Consider the following 24,270-nt stretch of genomic DNA (forward strand, 5'->3'; position numbering starts at 1 on the left):
TCTATACTTTCAGAATATAATCAACCTAGGGACTTATAAAAATTATGAAATATAAAGTTAAAGGAGGTTTTAAATCTGGTGGAATGGAATTATGAAATTGGAAAAGCCGCTGTAAAGAGGATGCAAGAGCGGGCATCCTGTCGGGTTTTTTCTGAAAAGCCTATCCCGGAAGAAAGCTTAAAAGAAATTTTGAAAGCAGGTTTAAGGGCGGCTAGTGGTGGTAATCTTCAGCCTTATTCAATAATTGTGGTTAAAGATAAGAATAAGCGGAAGCAACTGGCGAAATTATGCGCCAATCAACAATTTATGGGCAAAGCTCCGGTAAATCTAATTTTTATATTGGATTTTTATAAATTGAGCCGGCTAGCTAAATTACAGAAGGCCCCTTTTACTGCTAATAAAAGTTATCTGCATTTTTTAATCGGGATGGAAGATATTGTTTGTACAGCTCAGGTTATAGAGACTGCTGCATGGCAGATGGGAATTGGTTCTGTTTATATTGGAACTGTTAATAATGTTGGAAAAGAGATTAGTGAAATTTTAAACTTACCTCGTTATACCTATCCTGTTCTGGCTTTAGCACTGGGGTATCCAAAAAATGAACTTCCTTTAAGGGAAAGATTGCCATTTGAAATGACTGTCTTTGAAGAAAGGTATCCTGAGCTCAGTGATGAAGATATTTTAAACGGTTTTGCCGCCAAATATGGTAATAAAACACGTCAGTTACCTAATTCTAAATCAGCTCAAAAAGAATGGATGACCTCGCTTAAAGAAGCGCTTTTGACCAGTTATACGGAAGAAGAAGTAGAAAAAATCATTGCTGAGGTTGAAAAGCAGGGTTCACTAAAATATTTACAGTATGTTTTTGGGTTACATTATCATGCAAAAAAGATGTTAGATTATAGTGAAGAAGTTTTGAAGATGATGAAAAATCGGGGATTGGAACCTTTTTTTGTACTTGAAAAGTAGCAATATTAAAAAAAGGAGCGGTAAGCATTGGCAAATTTATTAACACCTCTTAGAGTCAAAAATATGAATTTAAAAAATAGAATTGTCCTACCACCAATGGCTACTGAGAAAGCAACAGAAAAAGGGGAAGTTACTCCGGAATTGATTGAACATTATTATAGATATGCCCGGGCCGGGGTTGGATTAATTATTATTGAACATTCCTACATATCTCCTGAAGGAAAACATAGTCCGCGTCAGCTCAGTGTTGCAAATGATGGGGTGGTGGAAGGTCTAAGTAAATTAGCAGAAGCTATTCATGATGCTGGTGGGATTGCTGGTGTACAGATAAACCACACCGGAATGGCCGGAAAACCAGAGATTGTAGGAAGACCTGTTGGCCCTTCTCCTTTCCGTCATCCACGAAGGGAAGAATGTATGCAGGCAAGGGAACTTTCCAGAGAGGAGATTAAAGCTCTGGTGAAAGCTTTTGCTCAGGCAGCAGGACGGGTTAAACGGGCTGGATTTGATATGGTTGAAATCCATTCAGCTCACGGTTATTTAATCAATCAGTTTAATTCACCATTGACCAATCACCGTACTGATGAATATGGTGGTTCTTTAGAAAAACGATTTACTTTTGCCTGTGAAGTTGTTGAAGCTGTGCGAAGAGAGGTTGGGCCAGATTTTCCAGTATTCTTCCGTCTGGGTGCTGATGATTTGATGGAGGGTGGATTAACACTTGAAGATTCGAAAAAGGTAGCTCCGCTGTTGGTTGAAGCAGGTGTAGATTTACTGGATTTATCTGGCGGTATTGGTGGTTATCGGGTTGAAGGAAAACAGGGTTATTTTACTTATCTGACAGAAAGATTAAAGGAAGTAGTGGATGTTCCTCTCATTACAACTGGTGGAATTATTGATCCTGAAGTGGCTAATCAGATCATTCTGGATGGCAAAGCTGATCTAGTTGGAGTCGGTAGGGCAATGCTTAAAGATTATGAATGGGCTACTAAAGCTATTAGCAAATTATCTTGATAAAGTTTTGGTTTAATTAGAAAGGAGAGTAATTAATGAAAAAAGTTAGATCTATAATTTACAAGGATGGAAAATTAAAATTACTGGATCAGCGTAAACTACCGGTAGTTACTGAATTTATCACCTGCAGCACTTATGAGGAAGTAGGTGAGTGTATTCGGGAGATGGTGGTACGGGGTGCTCCTGCCATTGGAGCAACAGCAGCTTACGGTATGGCCATCGGTGCTATGACCAGTTCTGTAAAAGATACTCTGACACTTGTCAAAGAGCTGGAGCACATTGCTGAATATTTATGTCAGACCAGACCAACTGCTGTTAATCTCTTCTGGGCGATTGATAGAATGTTAAATGTGGCAAAAGCAAATGAGAATCTTTCTTTAGAGGAATTTAAAGAGAGACTATTAGAAGAAGCACATCAGATTGCCAATGAAGATATAGAAATTAACCGACGGATTGGTGCACATGGTGAGAAACTTATAGATGATGGAGATACTATTCTAACCCATTGTAACGCTGGGGCTCTTGCTACTGTTGACTATGGAACAGCACTGGGTGTAATCCGGGCTGCCCACGAAGCCGGCAAAAAGGTTCATGTTTATGCTGATGAGACAAGACCCTACTTGCAGGGTGCAAGACTTACCGCCTGGGAGATGGTTCAGGAAGAAATTCCTGTTACTCTGATTACTGATAATATGGCTGGATATGTGATGAAGCTTGGGCGGATTCAAAAAATTATTGTGGGAGCAGACCGGATTGCTGCTAATGGAGATACTGCCAACAAAATCGGTACCTATTCCCTGGCCGTTCTGGCAAAAGAGCATGGGATTCCGTTCTATGTTGCAGCTCCAGTCTCTACCTTTGATTTCAGTATTAAAACTGGTGATGAGATTCCTATTGAAGAGCGGTCGCCGCGGGAAGTAACTCATATTGGCGATATCCAGATTGCACCGGAAGGTGTTAAGATTTTCAATCCGGCCTTTGATGTTACTCCGCATGAATATATTACTGCAATTATTACAGAATATGGTGTGATTAAAAATCCTGATGCTGAAAAGATTGCTGCATTACAGGATCAAATTCAAAAGGAGGGATAATTAATGAAAAGAGAATCAAAAGTAAAAGATATGAGTCTGGCTCCCGAGGGTCATCGTCGGATTGATTGGGTTAAAGAGCATATGCCGGTTTTAAATGAGGTAAGAAAAGTGTTTGAAAAGGAGCAACCCTTTAAAGGACTAACTGTTGCAATCTGTCTCCATCTTGAAGCTAAGACAGCATATCTGGCGAAGGTAATAAAAGCTGGTGGTGCTGATGTGGTCATTACCGGTTCTAATCCCCTTTCAACACAGGATCCGGTTGCAGCAGCTTTAGTAGAAGATGGAATCACCGTCTATGATTGGTATAACTGTACTCCTGAAGAGTATAACCAACAGTTACACTGGGTATTGGATTGTGAGCCTGACCTATTAATTGATGATGGTGGAGATATGGTACATCTGCTCCATACTGAGCGGCGTGAACTTTTAGAGAAGATTCGCGGTGGAGCAGAAGAAACTACAACAGGGATTCATCGTTTGAAGGCTATGGATAAAGCTGGTGAACTGGCATTTCCAATGGTGGCAGTAAATGATGCTCTTTGCAAATACCTCTTTGACAATCGTTATGGCACCGGTCAATCTACCTGGGATGGTATTATGAGAACCACCAACCTGGTAGTAGCAGGAAAAAATGTAGTGGTTATCGGTTATGGTTGGTGTGGTAAAGGAATTGCTATGCGGGCCAAAGGTCTTGGGGCTAATGTGATTGTTACCGAAGTTGATCCCATCAAAGCAAATGAAGCCATTATGGATGGATTTAGAGTTATGCCAATGCTAGAAGCGGCTAAAATAGGCGATTTCTTTATTACTGTTACAGGAAATATTAATGTAATCCGTAAGGAACATTTTGAAGTTATGAAAGACCGTGCGATTATGTGTAATGCAGGACATTTTGATGTAGAGATTAGCAAACCTGATTTGCAAGAACTGGCCACAGAGGTACGAACTGTCCGTAAAGATATCGAAGAGTTTACCATGCCTGACGGTCGCAAACTCTATCTCTTAGCAGAAGGCCGATTGGTAAATCTGGCTGCCGGCGACGGGCATCCTGCAGAGATTATGGATATGACCTTTGCGCTTCAGGCCATGAGCATTAAATATGTAAATGAAAATTATAAAAACCTGAAAGGAAAAGTTTATTCGGTTCCAGAATCCATTGATCAATATGTAGCCAGACTGCGCCTTAAATCTCTGGGTATTGAAATTGATGAATTGACACCTGAGCAGGAAAGGTATTTGAATAGCTGGAAGCTTTAAGGAGGTCTAAGTAGATGGGCAAACTGTTAATTCGCGGTGCTGATTTAATGACCATGCGGGATGATACATTTATCATTCATGATGGAGCTATAGTCATTGAAGATGATAAATTTATATTTGTTGGAGAAGAAAAAGATCTCCCTCAGGAATGGGAATATGACAAAATTATTGAAGCAAAAGATCAAGTAATTATGCCGGGAATGATCAATACCCATACTCATGCAGCCATGACTTTGCTCCGTAGTTATGCCGATGACCTACCACTTATGGAATGGTTGGAAAAGAGAATCTGGCCTGTGGAAGCAAGACTTAAAGCTGAAGATGTCTATTGGGGTTCTATGGTAGCTATTCTTGAGATGATCAAATCGGGAACTACCTGCTTTGCAGATATGTATTTTTATATGGATGAGGTTGCAAAGGCAGTAGAAGAGTCTGGTATTCGCGGAGTTTTATCCCACGGTATGATAGGGGTTGGCCCCAATGGTGAGAAGGATCTGGCAGTTGGACGGCAGTTCTGTAAAGATTGGGAAGGGAAGGCGGATGGACGTATCCGAACTATGTTAGCACCCCATGCCCCATATACTTGCCCGCCGGATTATTTAAGGAAGGTGTTGGAGATTGCAGATGAATTAAAAGTACCAATTCACATCCATCTCTGTGAAACAGAGACTGAGATAAAAAATATTAAAGAACAGTATGGTAAAACTCCAATCCAGTTGGTTGATGAAGTTGGACTTTTTGATTATCCGGTTCTTGCAGCCCATTGTGTACATTTAAGTGATAAGGATTTTGAAATTCTTAAAAAAGCAAAAGCTCTGGGTATTGCTCATAATCCCCAGAGCAATATGAAACTTGCAAGTGGAATTGCACCGGTTCAGCGAATGTTAAATGAGGGGCTCACTGTAGGGATCGGCACAGATGGTGCTTCCAGTAATAATAATTTAAATATGTTGGAAGAAATGAGTACTGCTGCTCTTTTACAAAAGGTGGGAACAATGGATTCTACAGCCTTACCTGCAGGCGAATGTTTACGTATGGCTACAATTTATGGTGCAAGAGCTATAGGTCAGGATGCCGAACTGGGTACTCTGGAAGTAGGTAAAAAAGCGGATCTGATAATCTTTGATTTTAGTAAACCACATCTGGTGCCGCGTCATAATATTATGGCACATACCGTATATTCTGCCCAGTCCAGTGATATTCTGACTGTCATTGTAAATGGTCAAATTCTGATGGAAAATCGTGAAGTTAAGACTATTGATGAAGAACGGGTTCTTTTTGAGGCGGAAAGGACTTCAAAAGAACTGTTAAGAAGATAAATTTATGGTTGGGAATCTGAGGAATACCCCGGACTCAAATAGAGTCAGGGGTTTCTTTATTTACCAATAATTGTTATATAATATTCTGCTTGTCTTGAAGGATAAATTCTACCTATGGCGAATATTTTATTATTAAATAAAAGCCTTTTGTGTCATCCCTCTTTGTGTAGTGATGGATTAAGGAGTCGAGTGTTGAGTAGTAGTGCTTTGATTAGAAGGGGGGTATTAATTGTGAAGAAGTTGGTTTGTTCGACGTGTGGTGTAGAGATTCAAGAACAGGACATTTTAGGAATTGGTACTTTTGATCGAAATATTGGTAAATATGCTGGTTTAACTGTTATTACTTTTAGATGTTCAAAGTGCCATCAAAAAGAATATCAGGTGATTGATCATAATCCATTTTCAAAGATTAATGAGATCAGTATTCACCCCGAACTAACTCCTGAAGAAATGATGATTGTTCAACGGGAAGCCAGTATAAATTGTGATGATCAGCTGGATTTTTATGAAGCTATTAAAGAGATAGATACGGTAGAAGAGTTTTTAATTAAATGTAATCTAAATCGTTTTGAAAAACTAAAAAAGGTGGGGCAGATTATCCAGACACCGACTGATGTTTTTAATATATTCGTCAAATATAATGGATTGGATAAAAAAAGGATGATGGTCTTATTCTTAGATGAAGAAAATCGTCTTGTTACCTGGGAACTTTTTGGAGAAGGTACTAACAAGCCAATTAGCTTTGATCCAAAAAACATTTTCCGGACAGCATTACTGCTACCGCAAAAAGTTTCGGTCATCCTGGCTCATAATCATTTTACCCAGCTTTCTACTCCTTCTAAAAAGGATATCTTGCGGACCAAAAGATTGGTTAAAGCTGGGGAAGTATTGGGTGTGGAATTTCTGGATCATGTGATTATTTATGAGGAAGGTTATAAAAGTTTTGATCAGTTGAATCTGATTTAGTCAAAAACCTGTAGCTTAATGCTACAGGTTTTTTTAATATTATTAATAATATTCGGTACAGATAATTTATAAAAAACTGCAAAAGGTTAATTTTAAGCGATATAAAAATTTTTTGAAGTGAAAAATTAGCTTTTTGCAGTAAAATAAGATTTAGTGCCCGGAGGGCATTTTGTTCGTGTTTAGGAAATTATATAACTATAGATAACTTTCATTCCTAGTGTCAATAAATTTTTTTGATAAAATGTTATGATAAGGGCTAATTTATATGGTTGATGTTGACAAATACTATTCATGGTGATAAAATTAATTTGTCTAGACCGACCGGTCGGTCGAGTTAAAAGGAGGAGTAAAAATGTCTGAACAATCTAATAAAACAAGAGAAAACATCTTAAAGGCGGCAATGGAACTTTTTGCCGAAAAAGGTTTTCATGAGACTTCGATGGCTGCCATTGCTAAAAGAGCTGGGCTTGGTAAAGGGACATTATACTGGCATTTTTCAAGTAAAGATGAATTATTTAAACAACTTATAAGTGAGAAAGGGGAGGGTTTATTTCGACAGTTACGCGAACTATTAAATCAAAAATTTTCTCCTGAAAAGATTTTAAAAGAGTTTATTAGAATTAAACTTATTTTTATGATTGAAAATCGGGAATTATCTCAGATTTTATTGAATAATATGCAGTTTACAGATCAGGAGTTTAAACTAAAATTATTCCAACGACATAAAGAGATGGTACAGGAGTTGCAAAAAATCATTCAACGGGGAATGGATGAAGGTATATTTCGACGGGGGTCTAGCAGGGATACTGCTGTAGCAATTATCGGAATGATCAACAGTATGAACTCGATTCTATTTTTTGAGGATGAAGATATAGATATAACAGAAAAGGTTGAATTTCTATACAGAATGATTATGTGTGGTATAAAAAATGAATAAAAAGTGGGGGGAAATAAAGTGATTAAAAAAGGAGGTTATATTTTTCTATTCGTTGTAGTTTTTATTGCACTGATACAAACATCTGTCCTTAGAGCAGAAGAGCAATTGACTTTAAAGCAGGTTTTAGAATTGGCATTAGAACAAAATGAAATTCTTAAAAGTAGTGAGTTGGATATTAAGAAGGCTAACTCAGAGCTGGAAATAGCCTGGCGAAGTTTATGGCCAAAACTAAATCTACAAACTTCATATACCCGCCTTGATAAAGGTCCGGAAATTCCAAAATTGGGATTTGATCCTGTGACAAAGATGCCTATTTTTACATATGAAGAAGGTTCGCCGGATATTTATAATACCCAGATTACGATACAACAACCTCTTTTTCTGGGTGGGAAGGCTTTAATTGGTATTGACCTGGCTAGAATGGGGGTTAAGTTGTCTGAGATTCAAGCCAGGCAAACAGCGGGTGATACTTTATTCAGGGTAATTCAGGCCTATTTTAATGTTTTGATGGCTGATGAAATAGTTAAAACCCAGGAAAATGCACTTAAATTGATTGAAGAACATGAGCGGATAGTTCAGGTCAATTACGATGCGGGAATGGTTTTAAAGACAGATTTGCTTAAGGTAAAGATTGAGAAGAGAAAGGCTTATCAAAATTTGAAGAGTGCCCAAAATAATCTGTATCTAGCTCAAAGACAGTTGGCACAATTATTGGGATTAAAAAACCATGACTTTAAAATTGTTAAATCTGATCTTAAACCAGAAATTGAACTTGATCTGGAGTCACTATATCAAAAAGCCCTTTTAAATCGGCCAGAATTACAGGCTCTATCACTCAATCAAGAGATGTTAAAGGCTGATTTAAAGATGGAAAAAAGAAGTTACTGGCCCAATATAATGCTGGTAGGTTCTTATACCTGGAAGGATAGTGAGTTTTCTTTAGATGATGGAAGTTGGAATGTGATGGTTTCTGCTTCAATGCAGCTTTTTGATGGTGGAATTTCAAAAAAGAAACAAGATGGAATTCAGCTTGGAATAGAAAAATTAGAATACTCAAAAGAAAATTTAATTCAGATGATTAAACTGGAGCTTGAAGAAGCTATGTTGAAAGTAAAAGAGGCTGAGGATGCTTTAGTTTTTCAGGAAATGAGTCTTAAAAATGCCAGGGAAAATCTCCGGATAGCAAATGAGAGTTATAAGGTTGGGGTTGGGTCTAATATAGATGTATTGAATGCACAAACAACTTTAAAACAGGCTGAGATGGGTCTTATACAATCTCAATATCAGTATCAGCTAAATCTCTTTAAGATCTTGTATAAAACAGGTTTGTTAGTTGATTACTGTAAGGAGGTAGTAGAAGATGGGAAATAAAATCTGGATTCTATTATTAATAATTATACTAATAAGTGGAGTGGTAACTGCTAATGATCAATCAATTCCAGTTAAAGTTATTGAAGCAGTTTCGGGAACTATTGAGGTGAATAAGATAGTTAATGGAGTAATTGAGCCTTATAAAAATATAAATGTTTCATCAAAGACTGGTGGAATTGTCGAAGAAGTACGGGTTCAAGTTGGGCAGTATGTGAGGGCCGGCGAGATTTTGGTGGTTTTTGAACAGGATCAGATTAAAGCCCAGTTAAAACAGGCAAAAGCAGCACTTGAGTTGGCCCGGGCCAACCTGGCAATGGTTCAAAAGGGAGCATCTGAAGAGGAATTACAGCAGGTCCAGGCCTCTTATGATCAGGCTCTAGCCTCCTATGAAGCAGCCAAAAGAAACCTTGAAGTGGCTCAGTCCATGTATGAGGACAGGACTGTGCAGAAACAGCAATTGGTTGCAGCTAAAACCCAACTTGAAGTAGCAGAAAAGCAGTTAGAAATGGCTGAAGAGCGTTTTAATCAGGCTAAAATTGCATTAGATGTAGCCAAGACCGATTATGAGCGAATGACTGTGTTATTTGAAAAAAGGGTAATTACCCAAAAGCAGTATGAAGGAGTCGAGTCTCAATATAAAAATGCTCAATCTGCTTTTAATAGTGCTAAATTGGCAAAAGAACAAGCCCTGATCAGTTATGAGGGTGCTAAAGAAAATTATCAGTTAGCAAAAGATATTTATGAAAATCGGACAACAGCTCAGCAACAGGTAGATGGAGCTAAAACCCAATTAGAAATTGCCAAAGCCAATCTTAAAATTGCTGAAGCTAACTTACAAAAAGTGATAAAGGGAGCCAGTGCTGAACAGATTCGGGCAAGTCAAGCCAGTGTCAAGCAGGCTGAAGCAGCCCTGGAACTGGTTCGTTTACAGCTTGAGAATAGTGTGATTAAAAGTCCAATTGATGGCATTATAGCACAGGTCAATGTAGATCCAGGTGAGATGGTAGGGCCAGGTGTTTCAATCCTTACAATTATTAATATTGATAAGGTTTATGTTAAAGCAGATGTAACTGCAGATGTGTTAAAATTTTTACAGGTAGGTGATACAGTAAAGGTAAAAGTTTTAGTATATCCTGAAGATTTAATAGAGGGTAAAATCGAATTAATTAGCCCTATGGCTGATCCAAGAACCCAGGCTTATCCAGTCAAAGTTTTGCTTGATAATGAAAGTCAGCAACTAAAACCAGGAATGTTTGCTGATCTTATTTTGACCCTTGAGAAATCAACAGACACAATTGTACTTCCAGTTGAAGCAGTTCTTGAACTGGAAGATTTACCTTATATTTATGTCGTTAAAATCTCTTCAGAAAGCCAGGTTGGTCGAACAGAAAAACGGATGATCAAAGTTGGACTGGTTAATGACCATAAAGTAGAAGTAATAGAAGGTTTACAACCTGGTGAAAAGGTAGTTATCATGGGGCAGCATAGATTACAGGATGGTAATCTGGTTGAGGTGATCGAAAAATGAAAATTTCAGATTTATCAATTAAGAGACCGGTAACTACTATAATGATGGTATTTTTAGTTATTCTATTAGGATTAATTTCTTTAGGAAGAATTAATCTGGATCTTTTTCCTAATCTTAACTTTCCTGTGGCAGCAGTTATCACCGAATACCAGGGAGTAGGTCCTCATGAGATTGAGACAATGGTAACAAGGCCGATTGAAAATGCTCTTGCTACTGTAACAAATATTAAATCTATTTCATCTATATCCAGAGCAGGTCAATCCCTGGTTATTGTAGAGTTTAACTGGGGGGTAGATATGGATTTTGCTGCTCTGGAAATGCGTGAGAAGGTTGATATGATAAAAAGATTTTTACCCGATGATGTAGAAAATCCTCTCATAGTTAAGTTTGATCCATCAATGTTTCCTATTTTACAGATAGGGATTAGTGGTGAAGAGGATCTAGTTAGTTTGAAAAAGACCGTTGAGGATAAAATTGTCCCACGTCTGGAACGTCTGGAAGGTGTTGCATCAGTTGAACTTACTGGAGGATTAAATCGTGAGATTTTAATTGAGATTGACCAGACAAAATTGAACAATTATGGAATCAGTCTTGCAACTGTAACCCAGACCTTAATGATGGAAAATATGAATTTATCGGGCGGACAAATAGTTTGGGGTCAGAGAGAACTTTTAGTCCGTACTACGGGCAAATTTAAATCAATTGATGAGATCAAAAAAATCCTCTTACCTACATCTACGGGTTTTGTTGCTTTAGAGGATATTGCACACATAAAGGATACCTATAAAGAAGTCCAGAACCTTGCCAGGCTGGATGGTAAACCCAGTATTGGACTTACCATTCAAAAACAGACTGATGCCAATACAGTAAAAGTTTCCAATCTGGTAAAGGAAGAGTTAAAAAAGATTAAGGCTGAATTAGGAGATAAATTAGAAATAGCATTTCTCATGGACCAATCTGATTTTATTAAACGCTCCATTGGAAATGTAAGAACAAATGCCATTGTAGGTGGTGTTCTGGCTGTTTTGGTACTTCTCTTATTTTTGAGAAATATAAGAAGTACAATAATTATCGCTACTGCTATCCCGGTCTCGGTTATAACTACATTTTCACTGATTTATTTCGGTGGATTGACTTTAAATATGATGACATTGGGCGGTCTTGCTTTGGGAATTGGTATGTTAGTGGATAATGCTATTGTTGTTTTAGAAAATATTTATCGCTTGCGGCAGGAAGGTTTGGGACGAATTGAAGCTGCTAGCCTCGGCAGCCGGGAAGTAGGAATGGCAATTGTTGCTTCTACTTTGACCACAGCTATCGTTTTTTTACCGGTTATCTTTGTTAAGGGGATTGCCTCTGAATTATTTAAAGAGTTAGCCTTGACTATTACCTTTTCTTTGTTAGCCTCATTAGTTGTGGCCTTGACGTTGATTCCTATGTTATCAGCAAAAATTTTAAAGGTATCAAAGAGGGTAGCAAGTTCTTATGAAAATGGAAAAGTGTATTCGGGGTGGATTCAGGAGAAATATCGTAAGAGCCTGGATTGGTGTCTTTCCCATCGTCTTTCGGTGATTATACTGTTGATTGTTTTACTTCTGGGAAGTCTTGCTCTCTTTCCTAAAATTGGTGCTGAATTTATGCCGGAAATGGATGAGGGAGAATTTACTATTACTGCTAGACTTCCGCGTGGCACTGTATTAGAACAAACTAATCAGGTAGTAGAAGAGATCGAAGAACAGGTAATGCGAATACCAGAAGTTGAAACAATCTTTACGAATGTTGGTTCAGCAGGTCAAATTATTAGCGAGAGTAGTCCAGAAGTTGGTAAAGTGATGGTGCGTTTAAAGAATTTAAAAGCCCGGAAACGTTCTACTGCTGAAATAATTGAAGAATTGCGGCAAAATTTAAGGATTCCGGATACAGAAATATCTATTGAGGCCAGAAGCGCTTATGTTGGTGGAGAAAATGAAGCGCCAATTTCTATTAAAGTGAAGGGAAATGATCTTAAAGTTTTAGAAGATTTAGCAGTTAAAATTAGTCAAGAAATTGCTCAGATTCCGGGAGTCCGGGAAGTTAAAGATAGTATTTCCAAAGGACGGCCAGAATTACAGATTGAAATTGATCGTGTTAAGGCTGCTAAATTTGGTCTCAGGGTAACTCAGATAGCATCAGCAATTAAGACAGCTATACGGGGTGATATTGCAACCCGCTATGAAGTTGATGGACAGGAATATGATGTACGGGTTCGGTTAAAAGAGGAGAATCGGAAAAGTTTGAGCCATATTAAAAATCTTTTGATCCCATCACCATTGGGAGCAAAGGTACCTTTAAGCCGGATTGCTACCTTTGAAATCAGCCAGGGCCCAAAGGTGATCAATCGTGAAAACCAGGTTAGATATGTAGAAATTACAGCAGATATCTACAATGCAGATTTGAGGAGTGTTATGAAGGAAATTCAGAGAAGATTAAAAGAAAATATTCAACTACCTGATCAGTATGAGATTGAATACAGTGGTCAATTTGAAGAGATGGTTGAATCTTTCAAAAGTCTGGTATTTGCACTATTGCTAGCTATAGTTCTGGTATATATGGTAATGGCTTCTCAGTTTGAGTCACTTTTACATCCTTTTATCATTATGTTTACAGTACCAATGGCGGTTATTGGTGTTATTTTGGGTCTTTTTATTACTGGCCATCGTTTTTCGGTACCATCAATCATCGGACTTATAATGCTTGCAGGTATTGTTGTAAATAATGCTATTGTGTTGGTGGATTATATTAATAATCTTCGCCGGAAGGGGCTTGAGCTGAGGGAAGCTATTCTTAAGGCTGGCCCAATTCGCCTTCGCCCAATTCTGATGACAGCCCTGACAACTATTCTTGGGCTTTTACCTCTGGCACTGGGAATAGGTGAGGGTGCTGAGGCTCAGGCTCCTATGGCAGTAGTAGTAATTGGTGGTTTGTCCTGCGCTACATTTTTGACCCTTTATGTAGTCCCTGTACTGTATTCACTTTTTGAGGAGATGGGTAATAAAGTTAGGAGGCTATTTAAAAAACAATATGAGAGTACCAAGGTAATGTCTTAGTAAAGGGGGCTTTAGTTAAGCTCCCTTTTTATAATGTAAATACATTTTCGATTATTTGAATAATATACTTTGATTAGTCTTGTTATAGTTTTTCTATTAATGCTATAAATTACCATTTGATAGTTTTATCAACCCGAAATACTTTATTAAACAATTTTCTAAAAAATATCAAAAAATCATTGACATAAAAACTAAAGGATATTATACTTAGCATAGAGAGGAAAATAAAAATTAAATCCTATCAGCTTTGTATATACATCATTGAAATTTTTAGTTTAACTATCTTAGTTAGATTGAAGAAGGGTAATGAACTAATCATGGGTCAGTAAAACCCATGATTAGTGTGCCTTATTTCGACTGAAATCGAATTTTAAATGATTCGAAAAATTTTTTTGAAGTAAAAAATTTATTTTTTATAGTAAGATTATTGAATTTTAGTTATAAAGTTTAATAATCTAGGATTCTATAATAAAAGGAGAGGAGGTTATATTTGTGGGAATTAATTTTAAGTGGGATATTACATATAGGTGTAATTTGAATTGTAATCATTGTGTTAATGGAAATTTTTTGAATCAAACAGATCAAGAACTTTCAACAGAAGGGGTCAAAAAAGTAATAGACCGGTTAAGTGATATCGATACGGATTATGTTCATCTTTTGGGAGGGGAACCCACATTTAGGAAAGATTTTTATGAGATAATGGATTATTTTGGTGAAAAAAAAAGGGTCTATAATTAATGTTGTGAAGAAAAAATTATAAAAAATAAAAAGGCATTTGCTGGCTCCGTTGAATTAATTAGTTGCGAACTAAAAACCAAAGAAAGGAGTCCAGCAAATGCAATATAATAATATCATAAAATTTCTTGATTTGCCAGACATTATTGCAACTGAAATTATTTCAACGGAGGACAGATATATTTTTATCGCTGAAGCAAAGAAAAATCACATTGTGTGTCCTCAGTGTGGTAATATCACTAATAAAATCCATGATACAAAATGGCAAAATATTAGAGACATCCCCATAAGAGGTAAACTAGTAATCATTAGACTTCTAAAGAAAAGATATCGTTGTCCTTATTGTCATAAGAGGGGTATCCCTGAAAAATATGAAAGTATTGATAAATATGCCCGTAAAACCAAACGCTTTGATAAATATCTTGCTAAAGAAACTGTCAGCAAGGATTATTCTAAAGTTGCTAGAGAAAACGGGTTAAGTTATACAGCTGTTAATAATGCAGTTAAAAAAGTAGTTGACCCTCTCATTAAACAACAAGTTTCAAAACTTAGTCAATTAAAAGCCATCAGTATCGATGAATTTGCAGTTTTAAAACGCCATAAATATGGAGTTAGCATTACAGATCCAATTAATCGGGAGTTAATTGACATTTTACCTACTCGCAAAAAGGATGATTTAATTGACTACTTTAATTGTTGGGAAGATGAACAAAGACGACAGATTCAATCGATCTCTATGGATATGTGGCGGCCGTTCAAAGCAGTAGCAGATGCAGCATTTACTCATGCAAAAATTGTTATAGATAAATTTCATCTTGTAACTTTAATGAACAGAGCCCTTGATGAAGTTAGAAAACAAGTTCAACAAACAGTAAATAATCATCAGAGAAGAAAGTTTTTTCAAAGTCGTTTATTACTCCAAAAACGAGCTGAAGAATTGACAGATGAAGAACATGAAAAGCTCATCAAATTATTTGAACTCAGTCCAGCTCTAGAAAAGGCCTGGGAATTAAAAGAGGAATTCAGAGACTTATTGCAGCTAGATGATGTGAAAGAAGCCACCAGAGCTCTAAAAAGGTGGTATAAAGAAGTAATAAAAAGCAAGCTGATGCCTTTTTACCAGGTAAAAAAGATAATACAAAGATGGGAAGAAAAAATACTAAATTATTTTAAGACTAAGATAACCAATGGCTTTGCTGAGGGTATCAATAACAAGATTAAATTGATCAAAAGGATTGGATATGGTGTTCCAAATGTTATGAATCTAAGGAGAAGAGTATTTAATGCAATGTTAAGTTATTAAATTTAAATGTTTATTTCAAAATCAATTTACCAATCAATTCAACGGAGCCAACTTATCTTTCACAACATTTGACGGAGAGCCAAAAAAAATAAAAGTTGGGTTTAATACTAATGGATTAAAACTCGTAACATCTAAAATGAAAAATGTTTTAAAAAATAAATATTTAAAGAATATAATTGTAAGTCTAGAAGGGCCTACTGCTGAAATAAATGATAGTATCAGAGGTAAAAACGTTTTTGATAAAGCAGTTAAAAATCTTAAAGAACTTATTAAATTTAAGAGAGAAAATAATTTAAATTTATACTGGTATTAATACAGTTGTTAGTAAAGCAAACCAATCATATATAGTAGATATGATTGATTTTTGTGTAGAGACTGGTGTAGAAGAGCTAAATTTATTGGAGTATATTCCAAGGGGAAATGCGAAAGATAAAGACCTGGTATTAAGCTTTGAGGAAGAATTAGAAGTAGTAAAAGAGATAGCAAAAAAATATTCTCAGGTGAAAGACGTTTTAAACATTAATCCCCGATTTGTACGGCCTTTAGTACAAGATTATTGTAAACAGTGTTTAGGATTAGATTTTCCTGATGTTGTACATGGGTGTGGTGCAGGTACATTTTTTGGATTTATTAATAATAAAGGGGAGCTTTACCCATGTGATTGGTATGTTTCTATAGTTTTATCAGAATATTCTGGTGAACAAATTAATTTAACAATAAGACCATTTTATGACATCTGGAAAGAAAAAATTTTTGATAATCCATATGAACTTACAGAAGGTAGTGAGTTTTATCAAAAATATAAACCTTGCAATAAATGCAAATACTTAAAGAATAAGTGTTATCCTTGTCCGGTTTTTGGCATAAATAAAGAAGAAATAAAGATAAAAAAATGTAATAATTACTTTGATTTGGGGAGGGATATAAAAAAAGATGAAAAATGAAAAATTAATAGCTGTTTATCCTATCCGTTTAGCTAAAATCAGTGATGCTGAATATGTATTATTCAATACACGTACTTTTGAAAATATTTATTTAAATGATGTATCTTTCAAGGTATGGAATTACATTAATAAAAAGAAAGAAGTCTTGGTAGAAGAAATAGGAAAGTATATAATTTCGGAGTATGGTGTAAACGATAAAACAGTTAATCAAATATGTGACGATTTGGAAAGTTTGTTTGATTTTTTTATGTGAAAATGGTTTTATAGAAAGGGTTGAGATGAGTGAGTAGAGTCAAAGCACTATATAAACTTTTAGAACATTACCGTAAAGAACAGATAATTATTTGTATTTTGATTGTTATTGATATTTTATTGACATCTAGTGTTCCTTTTCTTATTAAAGATTTAGTTAATTATATTACTTCAGGTGATAATTGGACATCAATACTTAAATTGGGTTTACTAATTCTGTTTATAACTATTTGTAATGCAATTATACAAATTATAAAAAACTATCGTTGGCATCTTTTGCGGTTTAGGTCAATAAATTATTTACGTTTAAAGATGTTTTATCATGCTTTAAGAAAGCCAATGAGCTTTTTCGATAATAATAATGTCGGTGGGATAATGGCAAAAGTTTTAGATGATGTGGTTATTGTTGCACAGCATGCAGCTATAGGTTTGCCTATGTTATTTGCTAATTTATTCCAATTAATTATTGTTATATCTTTTCTATTTATTCTTGAGCTCAAATTGGCAGTAATAATATTTATTACCATGCCTATTTATTATATTATTTTTCATTATTTAAATAGTCGTATTCGTGAAACCAGTAAGCTTGAAAGAGTTAATTTTGCAAAAGTAATGAAAGATGTTCAGGAAAAACTGTTAGGAGTTAGAACAATTAAAATTTTTAAAAAAGAAAAATATATGGTTGATAAATTCAGTAAAGTTTTAGATAATTATTTACAATATGTCCGTAAGACTGTATTTTTGAATAGTTGTGGTTCTGGATTGACAATAGTTATTATGTTGACTCTACCAGTTATAATTTTGATATATGGAGGATTTCTTGTTTATAAAAAAGAGATTTCGTTAGGTACACTTATTGCTTTTTATACTTATCTGTCCTTTCTTTATGAACCAATTAGAAATTTATCAGATTATAACTTAGGATTACAGACAACGTTGGGAATGTGTGAGAGAGTACTAAACTTTCTTCAGGATGACAAAATTGAAAAAGAAGGTAAAGTTAAATTAAAAGAATTTAATAGTCTAGAATTTAAAAATGTTAGTTTTCAATATGAAAATGGTAAATCTGTATTATCCAATCTCAACTTTAGGATAGACAAAGGAGATAGACTAGCAATTGTTGGTCCAAGTGGTAGTGGTAAAAGTACTATTCTAAATTTAATCATGAAATTGTATTCTCCAGATAAAGGAAAAATACTTGTGAACGGTATTGATATTAGGGAAATTTCAAGCGATTCTCTTTATGCTCTTATAACTTTACTAGAACAGAATCATTTTCTTTTTGAAGGAACTATTAAGGAAAATATTACTTTTGGGGAAGAAGTTGATTTTCAACGGATAAGAAAGGCTGCTATGTTATCAAAAATTTTACCTTTAATCCAATCTTATGAAAACGGCTTTGATCATCTAATTTCAGATTCAAATCTCTCTGGAGGCGAGAAACAGCGATTATGTTTAGCACGTTCATTACTTAAAGATGCTCAATTAGTATTGTTAGATGAGGCTACTTCTTCAGTAGATCCAGCTATTGAAAAAGAGATTGTTGATAATTTAGATAAAAATTTGGAAGGAAAAACGTTGGTGGCTGTTTCCCATCGTCCACAAATTTTGTCTATATGTAATAAAGTCATTCATCTAAGTAATGGTCAAATTATTGGCTGTTATACTCTTAAAAATGAGAAAGATTATGAGAAAGTATATGGAATAGTATCTCGCACACTTGACCAATAGATAAACAAGTTTTTAGATTTATTTATAGCACTTTTGAATCTAAAAAATTAAAAGGAAGTAAATAGTATGTATATAACCCCAGAATTTGGTAAAAGATCTGCTTCTGATGTAGTAGTATTTAGTAACAATTGTAATATATTACTATAAACATAAAAAAACTAACTCTAAGATTTAAAACCGATAATTCCCTATATGTATGCAGGGAACTACCAGTTTTGTAATAGAACCGTGTAGAATTTCATTTTTTAGATCAATTGGGTAACCCTTAAAAACAGATTAATAACTCAACTTTCGCAGTTCAAAATTTCGGGTCTATCCTTGAGATTAAAAGTTTTATGTAATATTAGTGATTATAAGCCTTCCTTATTCAATTAAACTGGAAGGTTTTTTTTTGTTTTTTTGCACTTCAATGTAATAAAATTATGCTCTATGAAAAATACTAACCTCGGTAGTTTCAATTACTGAGTATATGCCCAATCGAATTGGATTGCAGAGAACGATAAAGATTTTAAAAGGAAATTGTACAGTGATTGACGAATCATAACTTATGAATGCCTCTATTCTAGGTATAGTAAGTTTTTGTGATTTTGATTAATTATCACCTATTACTCCTGAGGGAGGGATTCCTCTTTTTTCGAGATAAAGAGAAAATTGAACTTTTTATCCCAGAAAATGGGGTGAAATTTGACGGAACAAAGTTATCAAAAGGAGGGGAATAGTAATGCCAAAAGTAGTCGTAGTAGGTGGCGGCTGGGCTGGAACAGCTGCTGCAGTTGCAGCTAAGAAAGCAGGGGCCAGGGAAGTAATACTTTTTGAACGGACCGATATGCTATTAGGTACCGGTCTTGTAGGTGGGATTATGCGTAATAATGGACGCTGGACAGCGACAGAAGAAGCTATTGCCATGGGTGGTGGAGACCTTTTTAAAATAGCTGACAGGGTTAGCCGTCATAAAAATATTGATTTTCCCGGGCATAAGCATGCATCATTATATGATGTAGCTTTAATTGAGCCTGCTATTAAAAGATATTTGATTGATATGGGTATAGATGTTCGTATTAATAATCGGGTGACCGATATTAAGATGAAGGATCAAAGGGTAATAGCAGTTAAAACCAGCGAACATAACTATGAAGAAGCAGATGTCTTTGTGGATTGTACTGGTTCTGCCGGTCCTATGAATAATTGTATCGAATACGGTAACGGTTGTGTGATGTGCATTTACCGCTGTCCTACTTTTGGCCCGCGGGTGAGCATTGTGGAGAAAGCAGGGATTAAAGAAATTATTGGTAAAAAAGGTGATGGTACCATTGGCGCGATGAGCGGCTCCTGTAAACTCCACAAAGAATCTATTGCTGAAGATATTGTAAAAGAATTGAACGAAAAAGGGGTGGTAGTGGTACCAATACCCAGGGATTTGATTGATGAAGGGAAATTGGGTATAAAAGCCTGTCAGCAGTATGCGCTAAAAGAGTACGCAGAAAATATCATCCTTCTTGATACTGGACATGCCAAATTGATGGTTCCATTTATGCCATTGGATAAATTGAGAAAGGTTCCCGGTTTTGAAAATGCCCGTTATGAGGACCCATATGCCGGCGGTATTGGTAATTCCATGCGTTATATGGGAATGGCACCGCGTGATAATTACCTTAAAGTTAAAGGACTGGATAATGTTTTCTGTGCCGGTGAAAAAGCTGGCCTTTTAGTAGGACACACTGAAGCGTGTATAACAGGAACTCTTGCAGGTCATAATGCTGTCCGTCTAGCACTAGGTAAAGAGCTGCTTGAAATTCCGGATACTCTGGCAATTGGGGACGCTATTGCTTATGTTAATACCCAGATGCAGGATGAGGTAGGTCGAACCAGGAAGTACACTTTCTCTGGTTCTGTCTACTTCGAGCGGATGAAAGAAAAGAATCTTTATACTACTGATCTTGATGAGATCAAAAAACGGGTAGAAGATGCTGGTTTGACCAATGTTTTTGCAAATCCAGTAACTGCCGCAGTAGTTGACTAAAGAAGATCTGATATGGCCCTTCTTTAAAAAAGGGTCATATTTTTTTCTTTTAATCATGAATATAATTTTACAAAAATTCATAAGATGGTATAAGTATTAAGTATAAAAAGGGAAGGGGTTATGATGTTTGATAAAAAGAATCTCTTTCTTTTAACCTTCTTATTAATTCTCATTACCGTTTCAGCCTGGTTATTGCCAGCAAGTTATTTTAAGGAAGTCTTTTTTTACGGTAATAAAAAACTTACGGTTCAAGATGAGATATATTTGACCTTTCCAAAACCGGAAATTAACGTAGAAGTGATTGTTGATGTTTCTGGAAGTATGTGGGGAAAATTTGAAGGAGTAAGCAAGATTATTAACTCAAAAGGAATTTTGAAAATACTATTAAAGGACTTACCTCAGGATGTAAAATTGGGTTTACGTACTTTTGGAGGAAAAGAAGAGAGTCGGTTGGAAGTTCCATTGGGTTTGAACAATCGGGAAGAAATAGAAAAAAAAGTTAAAAAACTTCGCCCTGATGGAAAATCTCCGATTGGCTATGCACTGGATCAGGCAGGAAAGGATTTACTTAAAATTCGAGGTCAAAAATATATTATACTCATCAGTGATGGGCTTGACAATGGAAAGATTGATCCGATAGCTAAGGCTAAAGAACTAAGAGACGCAGGAATTATTACCCATGTAGTTTTTTTAAAAAGCGCTGAAAATGTGGGTGAAGAAAAATTGCTAAAGATTGCAGAAGCTGGAGGTGGACATTTTTTCACAATTAATGAAAAAGATCTGGTGGTACCCATAATGACTTTGACAAATTAGGAGGAAATATCCTCCTAAATTATTTTTTAGTATAAGGGAGAAAGATGAAATTTTAGATGTAAGGAAGGAGAATCCTAGAAGATATTGAATTAATACTAATATGCCTGTATTATAAACAGGTAATATAACGTAAATAATAAATCTGAAAAGAAGTGAAGGAGGTTACATATGTTCTATTTGAGGCGAACTTTAATAATATTATTTATCATTGCCATTGTTGGTATGGGCCTGTTTTTGACTGGAATTAATCTCTATACTGATTGGCTTTGGTTTTTAAATCTTAATGTTGAGCAGGTCTTTTTAACCATTTTGATGACCAAAATCTGGTTACGTCTTGCTGTTGGATCAATTTTTGCTGTATTTATTTATATTAACCTTCTCTTTACCAGAAAAAAGGTTTATCAATTCATCAAGAGCTTTGGCATGAGTCCCATTCGAGTAGTAGGAGAGGCTTACGAAGAACCGATTAAATGGTTGACAAAAGGAAAGTTAAATCTTATTTTTTTGATAATCAGTATTGTTCTGGGCTTTTTTAGTAGCAGTATAAGTACCGGTGCCTGGGAGATTGTGCTAAAATACATAAACAGAACTCCATTTGGAGTTTCTGATCCAATTTTTAATAAGGACATAGGTTTTTATGTTTTTGAACTGCCATTTTTACAGTTGGCTTATTCACTTTTAGCTGGACTTGTCATATTGACAGGTATTATTGTTGCTGTAATATATTTTTTGATTAATTTAAGGACTAATGGCGGGGGATACCGTTTCAATTTATCTGAAAAACTGCATCTCTCTGCATTAGCAGTTTTGTTTTTCGGACTGAAAGCCTTTGGATATCGACTGGAAATGTTTAAACTCCTCTATTCACCAAGAGGTGTGGTTTTTGGTGCCAGCTATACTGATTATCATGTAAAATTATTTGCTCTTAAGGTTCTTATGGTTATAGTGGGACTTTTAGCTATCTTTACCTTAATCAATATTTTTACCAGAAATATGAAATTAATTTATTTTGGGATTGGACTTTGGGTATTGGTTTCTATCTTACTGGTGGGAGTTTATCCCGAGATTGTTCAAAAATATCGTGTAGAACCCAATGAGATTGAATTGGAAAAACCTTTTATTAAGCATAATATTAATTATACTTTGAAAGCTTATGGATTAGATAAAATTGAACAAAGGTCCTTTGAGGTGACTAATGAACTGACATTTGATGATATTGAAGAGGCTGAAGATATTATTGAGAATATTCGACTCTGGGACTGGCGTCCTTTGCAAAATACTTATAGCCAACTGCAGGAGATACGGCTTTATTATGATATTGAGCATGTAGATATAGACCGTTATGTGATTGATGGTGTTTATCGTCAGGTTATGATTGCACCCCGTGAATTGGATAAATCAAAGCTTGAAGCGCGGGCACAGACCTGGGTAAATCGGGTATTAAAATTTACCCACGGAATGGGCGTGGTTATGAGCCCGGTAAATGTAGTAACTCCTGAGGGATTGCCTGAGTTTTATATTAAAAATATACCGCCGGTGAGTACTATTGATCTAAAAGTGACCCAGCCCAGGATATATTATGGTGAAAAGACCAATGATTATGTTATTGTAAATAGTAAAGGCGGTGAATTTGATTATACCGGAGCTACCAATTATTATGATGGAAAGGGCGGTATTCCCATCAAAAATTTCTGGCGGCGGCTTGTTTTTGCATTCAAATATAGTACAATGAAGATTCTTCTTTCCGGTGATATTACTCCAGAAAGCCGTATTATGTTTGACCGGAATATTATGACCAGAGTTAAAAAGATTGCACCTTTCTTAAAATATGACAACGATCCATATATTGTAATTAACGACGGTAAACTGTATTGGATTATCGATGCTTATACTATTACTAATATGTATCCATACTCTGAGCCGGTACGAGGTTGGGGTAATTATGTCCGCAACTCAGTGAAGGCAGTTGTGGATGCATATCATGGAACTGTAAACTTTTATATAAGTGATCCTGATGATCCTCTAATACAGACTTATGCAAAGATTTTCCCTAATCTTTTTAAGTCATTGGATCAGATGCCTGAAGGGCTAAAGGCTCATATCCGGTACCCGGAAGATCTTTTCAAACTTCAATCCCAGGTTTATGCAACATATCATATGAAGGATCCTGTTACTTTCTTTAATAAAGAAGACCTTTGGAATATTCCAAAAGAAAAATATGCTGGTCAGACCCTTTTTGTTGAACCATACTATATAATCACACGTTTGCCTGGCGAGGAAGATCTGGAATTCATTTTGATACAGCCTTTTACCCCGGCTAGAAAGAATAATATGGTTTCATGGTTGGCTGCCAAATCTGATGGTGAAAATTATGGAAAACTGGTTCTTTATAGTTTTCCAAAAAACCGGACTATTTATGGGCCAATGATGATTGAAGCACGGATTGACCAGGATTCTGAAATTTCCCAACAGTTAACCCTTTGGGATCAGAAAGGTTCTAGTGTCATCAGGGGGAATCTGTTAACTATACCGATTAAGAATTCAATTCTCTATGTTGAACCGATCTTTTTACAGGCACAACAGAGCCAATTACCTGAATTGAAACGGGTTATTGTGGTCTTTGGTGATGAGGTTGTAATGGAGCCTACTTTACGGGAAGCTCTTGCAAAGATCTTTGGTATTAAAGAAGGAATAGTAAAAGAGGATAATGCCCTGGATGAGTTAGGAGATATAGTTATAGAAGAATTAGCGCCTTTAGCTGAACGCGCATTGCAAGTTTATCAAGAAGCAAAACGTCTGCTAAGGGAAGGAGATTTTGCTGGTTATGGTGAAAAATTAAATGAGCTTGAGAGTCTTCTTAAAAGAATGCGAGATCTAGCTCAGGAGGAGACTACTGAACTATAATAAAATACAATGTTGGTTGGGAGGATA

18 protein-coding genes are annotated in these 24,270 nt (G+C 35.7%); all 18 read left to right on the plus strand.

What is annotated here, in order from left to right:
- The first annotated feature begins 78 nt into the window (after positions 1-78).
- The 18 genes from BBF96_RS04405 to BBF96_RS04490 all read left to right on the plus strand — a co-directional run bounded on the left by BBF96_RS04405 (position 79) and on the right by BBF96_RS04490 (position 24,243).
- On the plus strand, positions 79-969 hold the full coding sequence (locus tag BBF96_RS04405; RefSeq protein WP_127016021.1) for a nitroreductase family protein: 891 nt from the start codon (positions 79-81) through the stop codon (positions 967-969).
- A gap of 27 nt (positions 970-996) precedes the next feature.
- On the plus strand, positions 997-1,983 hold the full coding sequence (locus BBF96_RS04410; RefSeq protein WP_127016022.1) for an NADH:flavin oxidoreductase: 987 nt from the start codon (positions 997-999) through the stop codon (positions 1,981-1,983).
- 35 nt (positions 1,984-2,018) lie between these two features.
- Complete coding sequence (mtnA, locus tag BBF96_RS04415; RefSeq protein WP_127016023.1) at positions 2,019-3,077, plus strand: S-methyl-5-thioribose-1-phosphate isomerase; 1,059 nt, start codon at positions 2,019-2,021, stop codon at positions 3,075-3,077.
- Between the two features lie 3 nt (positions 3,078-3,080).
- Positions 3,081-4,334 carry an adenosylhomocysteinase gene (locus BBF96_RS04420; protein WP_127016024.1) on the plus strand — a complete coding sequence of 418 codons (1,254 nt, stop codon included), beginning with the start codon at positions 3,081-3,083 and terminating at the stop codon, positions 4,332-4,334.
- 14 nt (positions 4,335-4,348) lie between these two features.
- Positions 4,349-5,653 (plus strand): amidohydrolase, encoded by a 1,305-nt coding sequence (locus BBF96_RS04425; protein WP_127016025.1) that lies wholly within the window; start codon positions 4,349-4,351, stop codon positions 5,651-5,653.
- 231 nt (positions 5,654-5,884) lie between these two features.
- Entirely contained in the window at positions 5,885-6,619 is a 735-nt protein-coding gene (locus tag BBF96_RS04430) for a JAB domain-containing protein (RefSeq protein ID WP_164730900.1), read from the plus strand.
- 352 nt (positions 6,620-6,971) lie between these two features.
- Positions 6,972-7,556, plus strand: a complete 585-nt coding sequence (locus BBF96_RS04435) for a TetR/AcrR family transcriptional regulator (protein ID WP_127016027.1) — start codon at positions 6,972-6,974, stop codon at positions 7,554-7,556.
- A gap of 18 nt (positions 7,557-7,574) precedes the next feature.
- Positions 7,575-8,927, plus strand: a complete 1,353-nt coding sequence (locus BBF96_RS04440) for a TolC family protein (RefSeq protein WP_164730901.1) — start codon at positions 7,575-7,577, stop codon at positions 8,925-8,927.
- Positions 8,917-10,455: an efflux RND transporter periplasmic adaptor subunit gene (locus BBF96_RS04445; protein ID WP_127016029.1), complete on the plus strand. Its 1,539-nt coding sequence runs from the start codon at positions 8,917-8,919 to the stop codon at positions 10,453-10,455. Before BBF96_RS04440 ends, BBF96_RS04445 begins: the two co-directional genes overlap by 11 nt.
- Positions 10,452-13,541 carry an efflux RND transporter permease subunit gene (locus BBF96_RS04450; protein ID WP_127016030.1) on the plus strand — a complete coding sequence of 1,030 codons (3,090 nt, stop codon included), beginning with the start codon at positions 10,452-10,454 and terminating at the stop codon, positions 13,539-13,541. Before BBF96_RS04445 ends, BBF96_RS04450 begins: the two co-directional genes overlap by 4 nt.
- Positions 13,542-14,033: 492 nt before the next feature.
- Entirely contained in the window at positions 14,034-14,279 is a 246-nt protein-coding gene (locus BBF96_RS04455; protein WP_164730902.1) for a radical SAM protein, read from the plus strand.
- 97 nt (positions 14,280-14,376) lie between these two features.
- Positions 14,377-15,579 carry an ISL3 family transposase gene (locus BBF96_RS04460; RefSeq protein WP_081499421.1) on the plus strand — a complete coding sequence of 401 codons (1,203 nt, stop codon included), beginning with the start codon at positions 14,377-14,379 and terminating at the stop codon, positions 15,577-15,579.
- Positions 15,580-15,932: 353 nt separating this feature from the next.
- On the plus strand, positions 15,933-16,523 hold the full coding sequence (locus BBF96_RS04465; protein ID WP_127016032.1) for an SPASM domain-containing protein: 591 nt from the start codon (positions 15,933-15,935) through the stop codon (positions 16,521-16,523).
- Positions 16,513-16,776 carry a PqqD family peptide modification chaperone gene (locus BBF96_RS04470; RefSeq protein WP_127016033.1) on the plus strand — a complete coding sequence of 88 codons (264 nt, stop codon included), beginning with the start codon at positions 16,513-16,515 and terminating at the stop codon, positions 16,774-16,776. The genes BBF96_RS04465 and BBF96_RS04470 overlap by 11 nt, the downstream gene beginning before the upstream one ends.
- Positions 16,777-16,805: 29 nt before the next feature.
- Complete coding sequence (locus BBF96_RS04475; protein WP_127016034.1) at positions 16,806-18,506, plus strand: ABC transporter ATP-binding protein; 1,701 nt, start codon at positions 16,806-16,808, stop codon at positions 18,504-18,506.
- A gap of 721 nt (positions 18,507-19,227) precedes the next feature.
- Entirely contained in the window at positions 19,228-20,526 is a 1,299-nt protein-coding gene (locus BBF96_RS04480) for an FAD-dependent oxidoreductase (protein WP_127016035.1), read from the plus strand.
- A 123-nt stretch (positions 20,527-20,649) separates the two neighbouring features.
- A complete protein-coding gene (locus tag BBF96_RS04485) occupies positions 20,650-21,339 on the plus strand; it encodes a vWA domain-containing protein (protein WP_164730903.1) in 690 nt (229 codons plus the stop codon).
- Positions 21,340-21,507: 168 nt separating this feature from the next.
- Positions 21,508-24,243 carry a UPF0182 family membrane protein gene (locus BBF96_RS04490; protein ID WP_127016037.1) on the plus strand — a complete coding sequence of 912 codons (2,736 nt, stop codon included), beginning with the start codon at positions 21,508-21,510 and terminating at the stop codon, positions 24,241-24,243.
- Positions 24,244-24,270 lie beyond the last annotated feature (27 nt).

Origin of the sequence: Anoxybacter fermentans (genome assembly GCF_003991135.1) — a bacterium.
GTDB classification, from domain to species: domain Bacteria; phylum Bacillota; class Halanaerobiia; order DY22613; family DY22613; genus Anoxybacter; species Anoxybacter fermentans.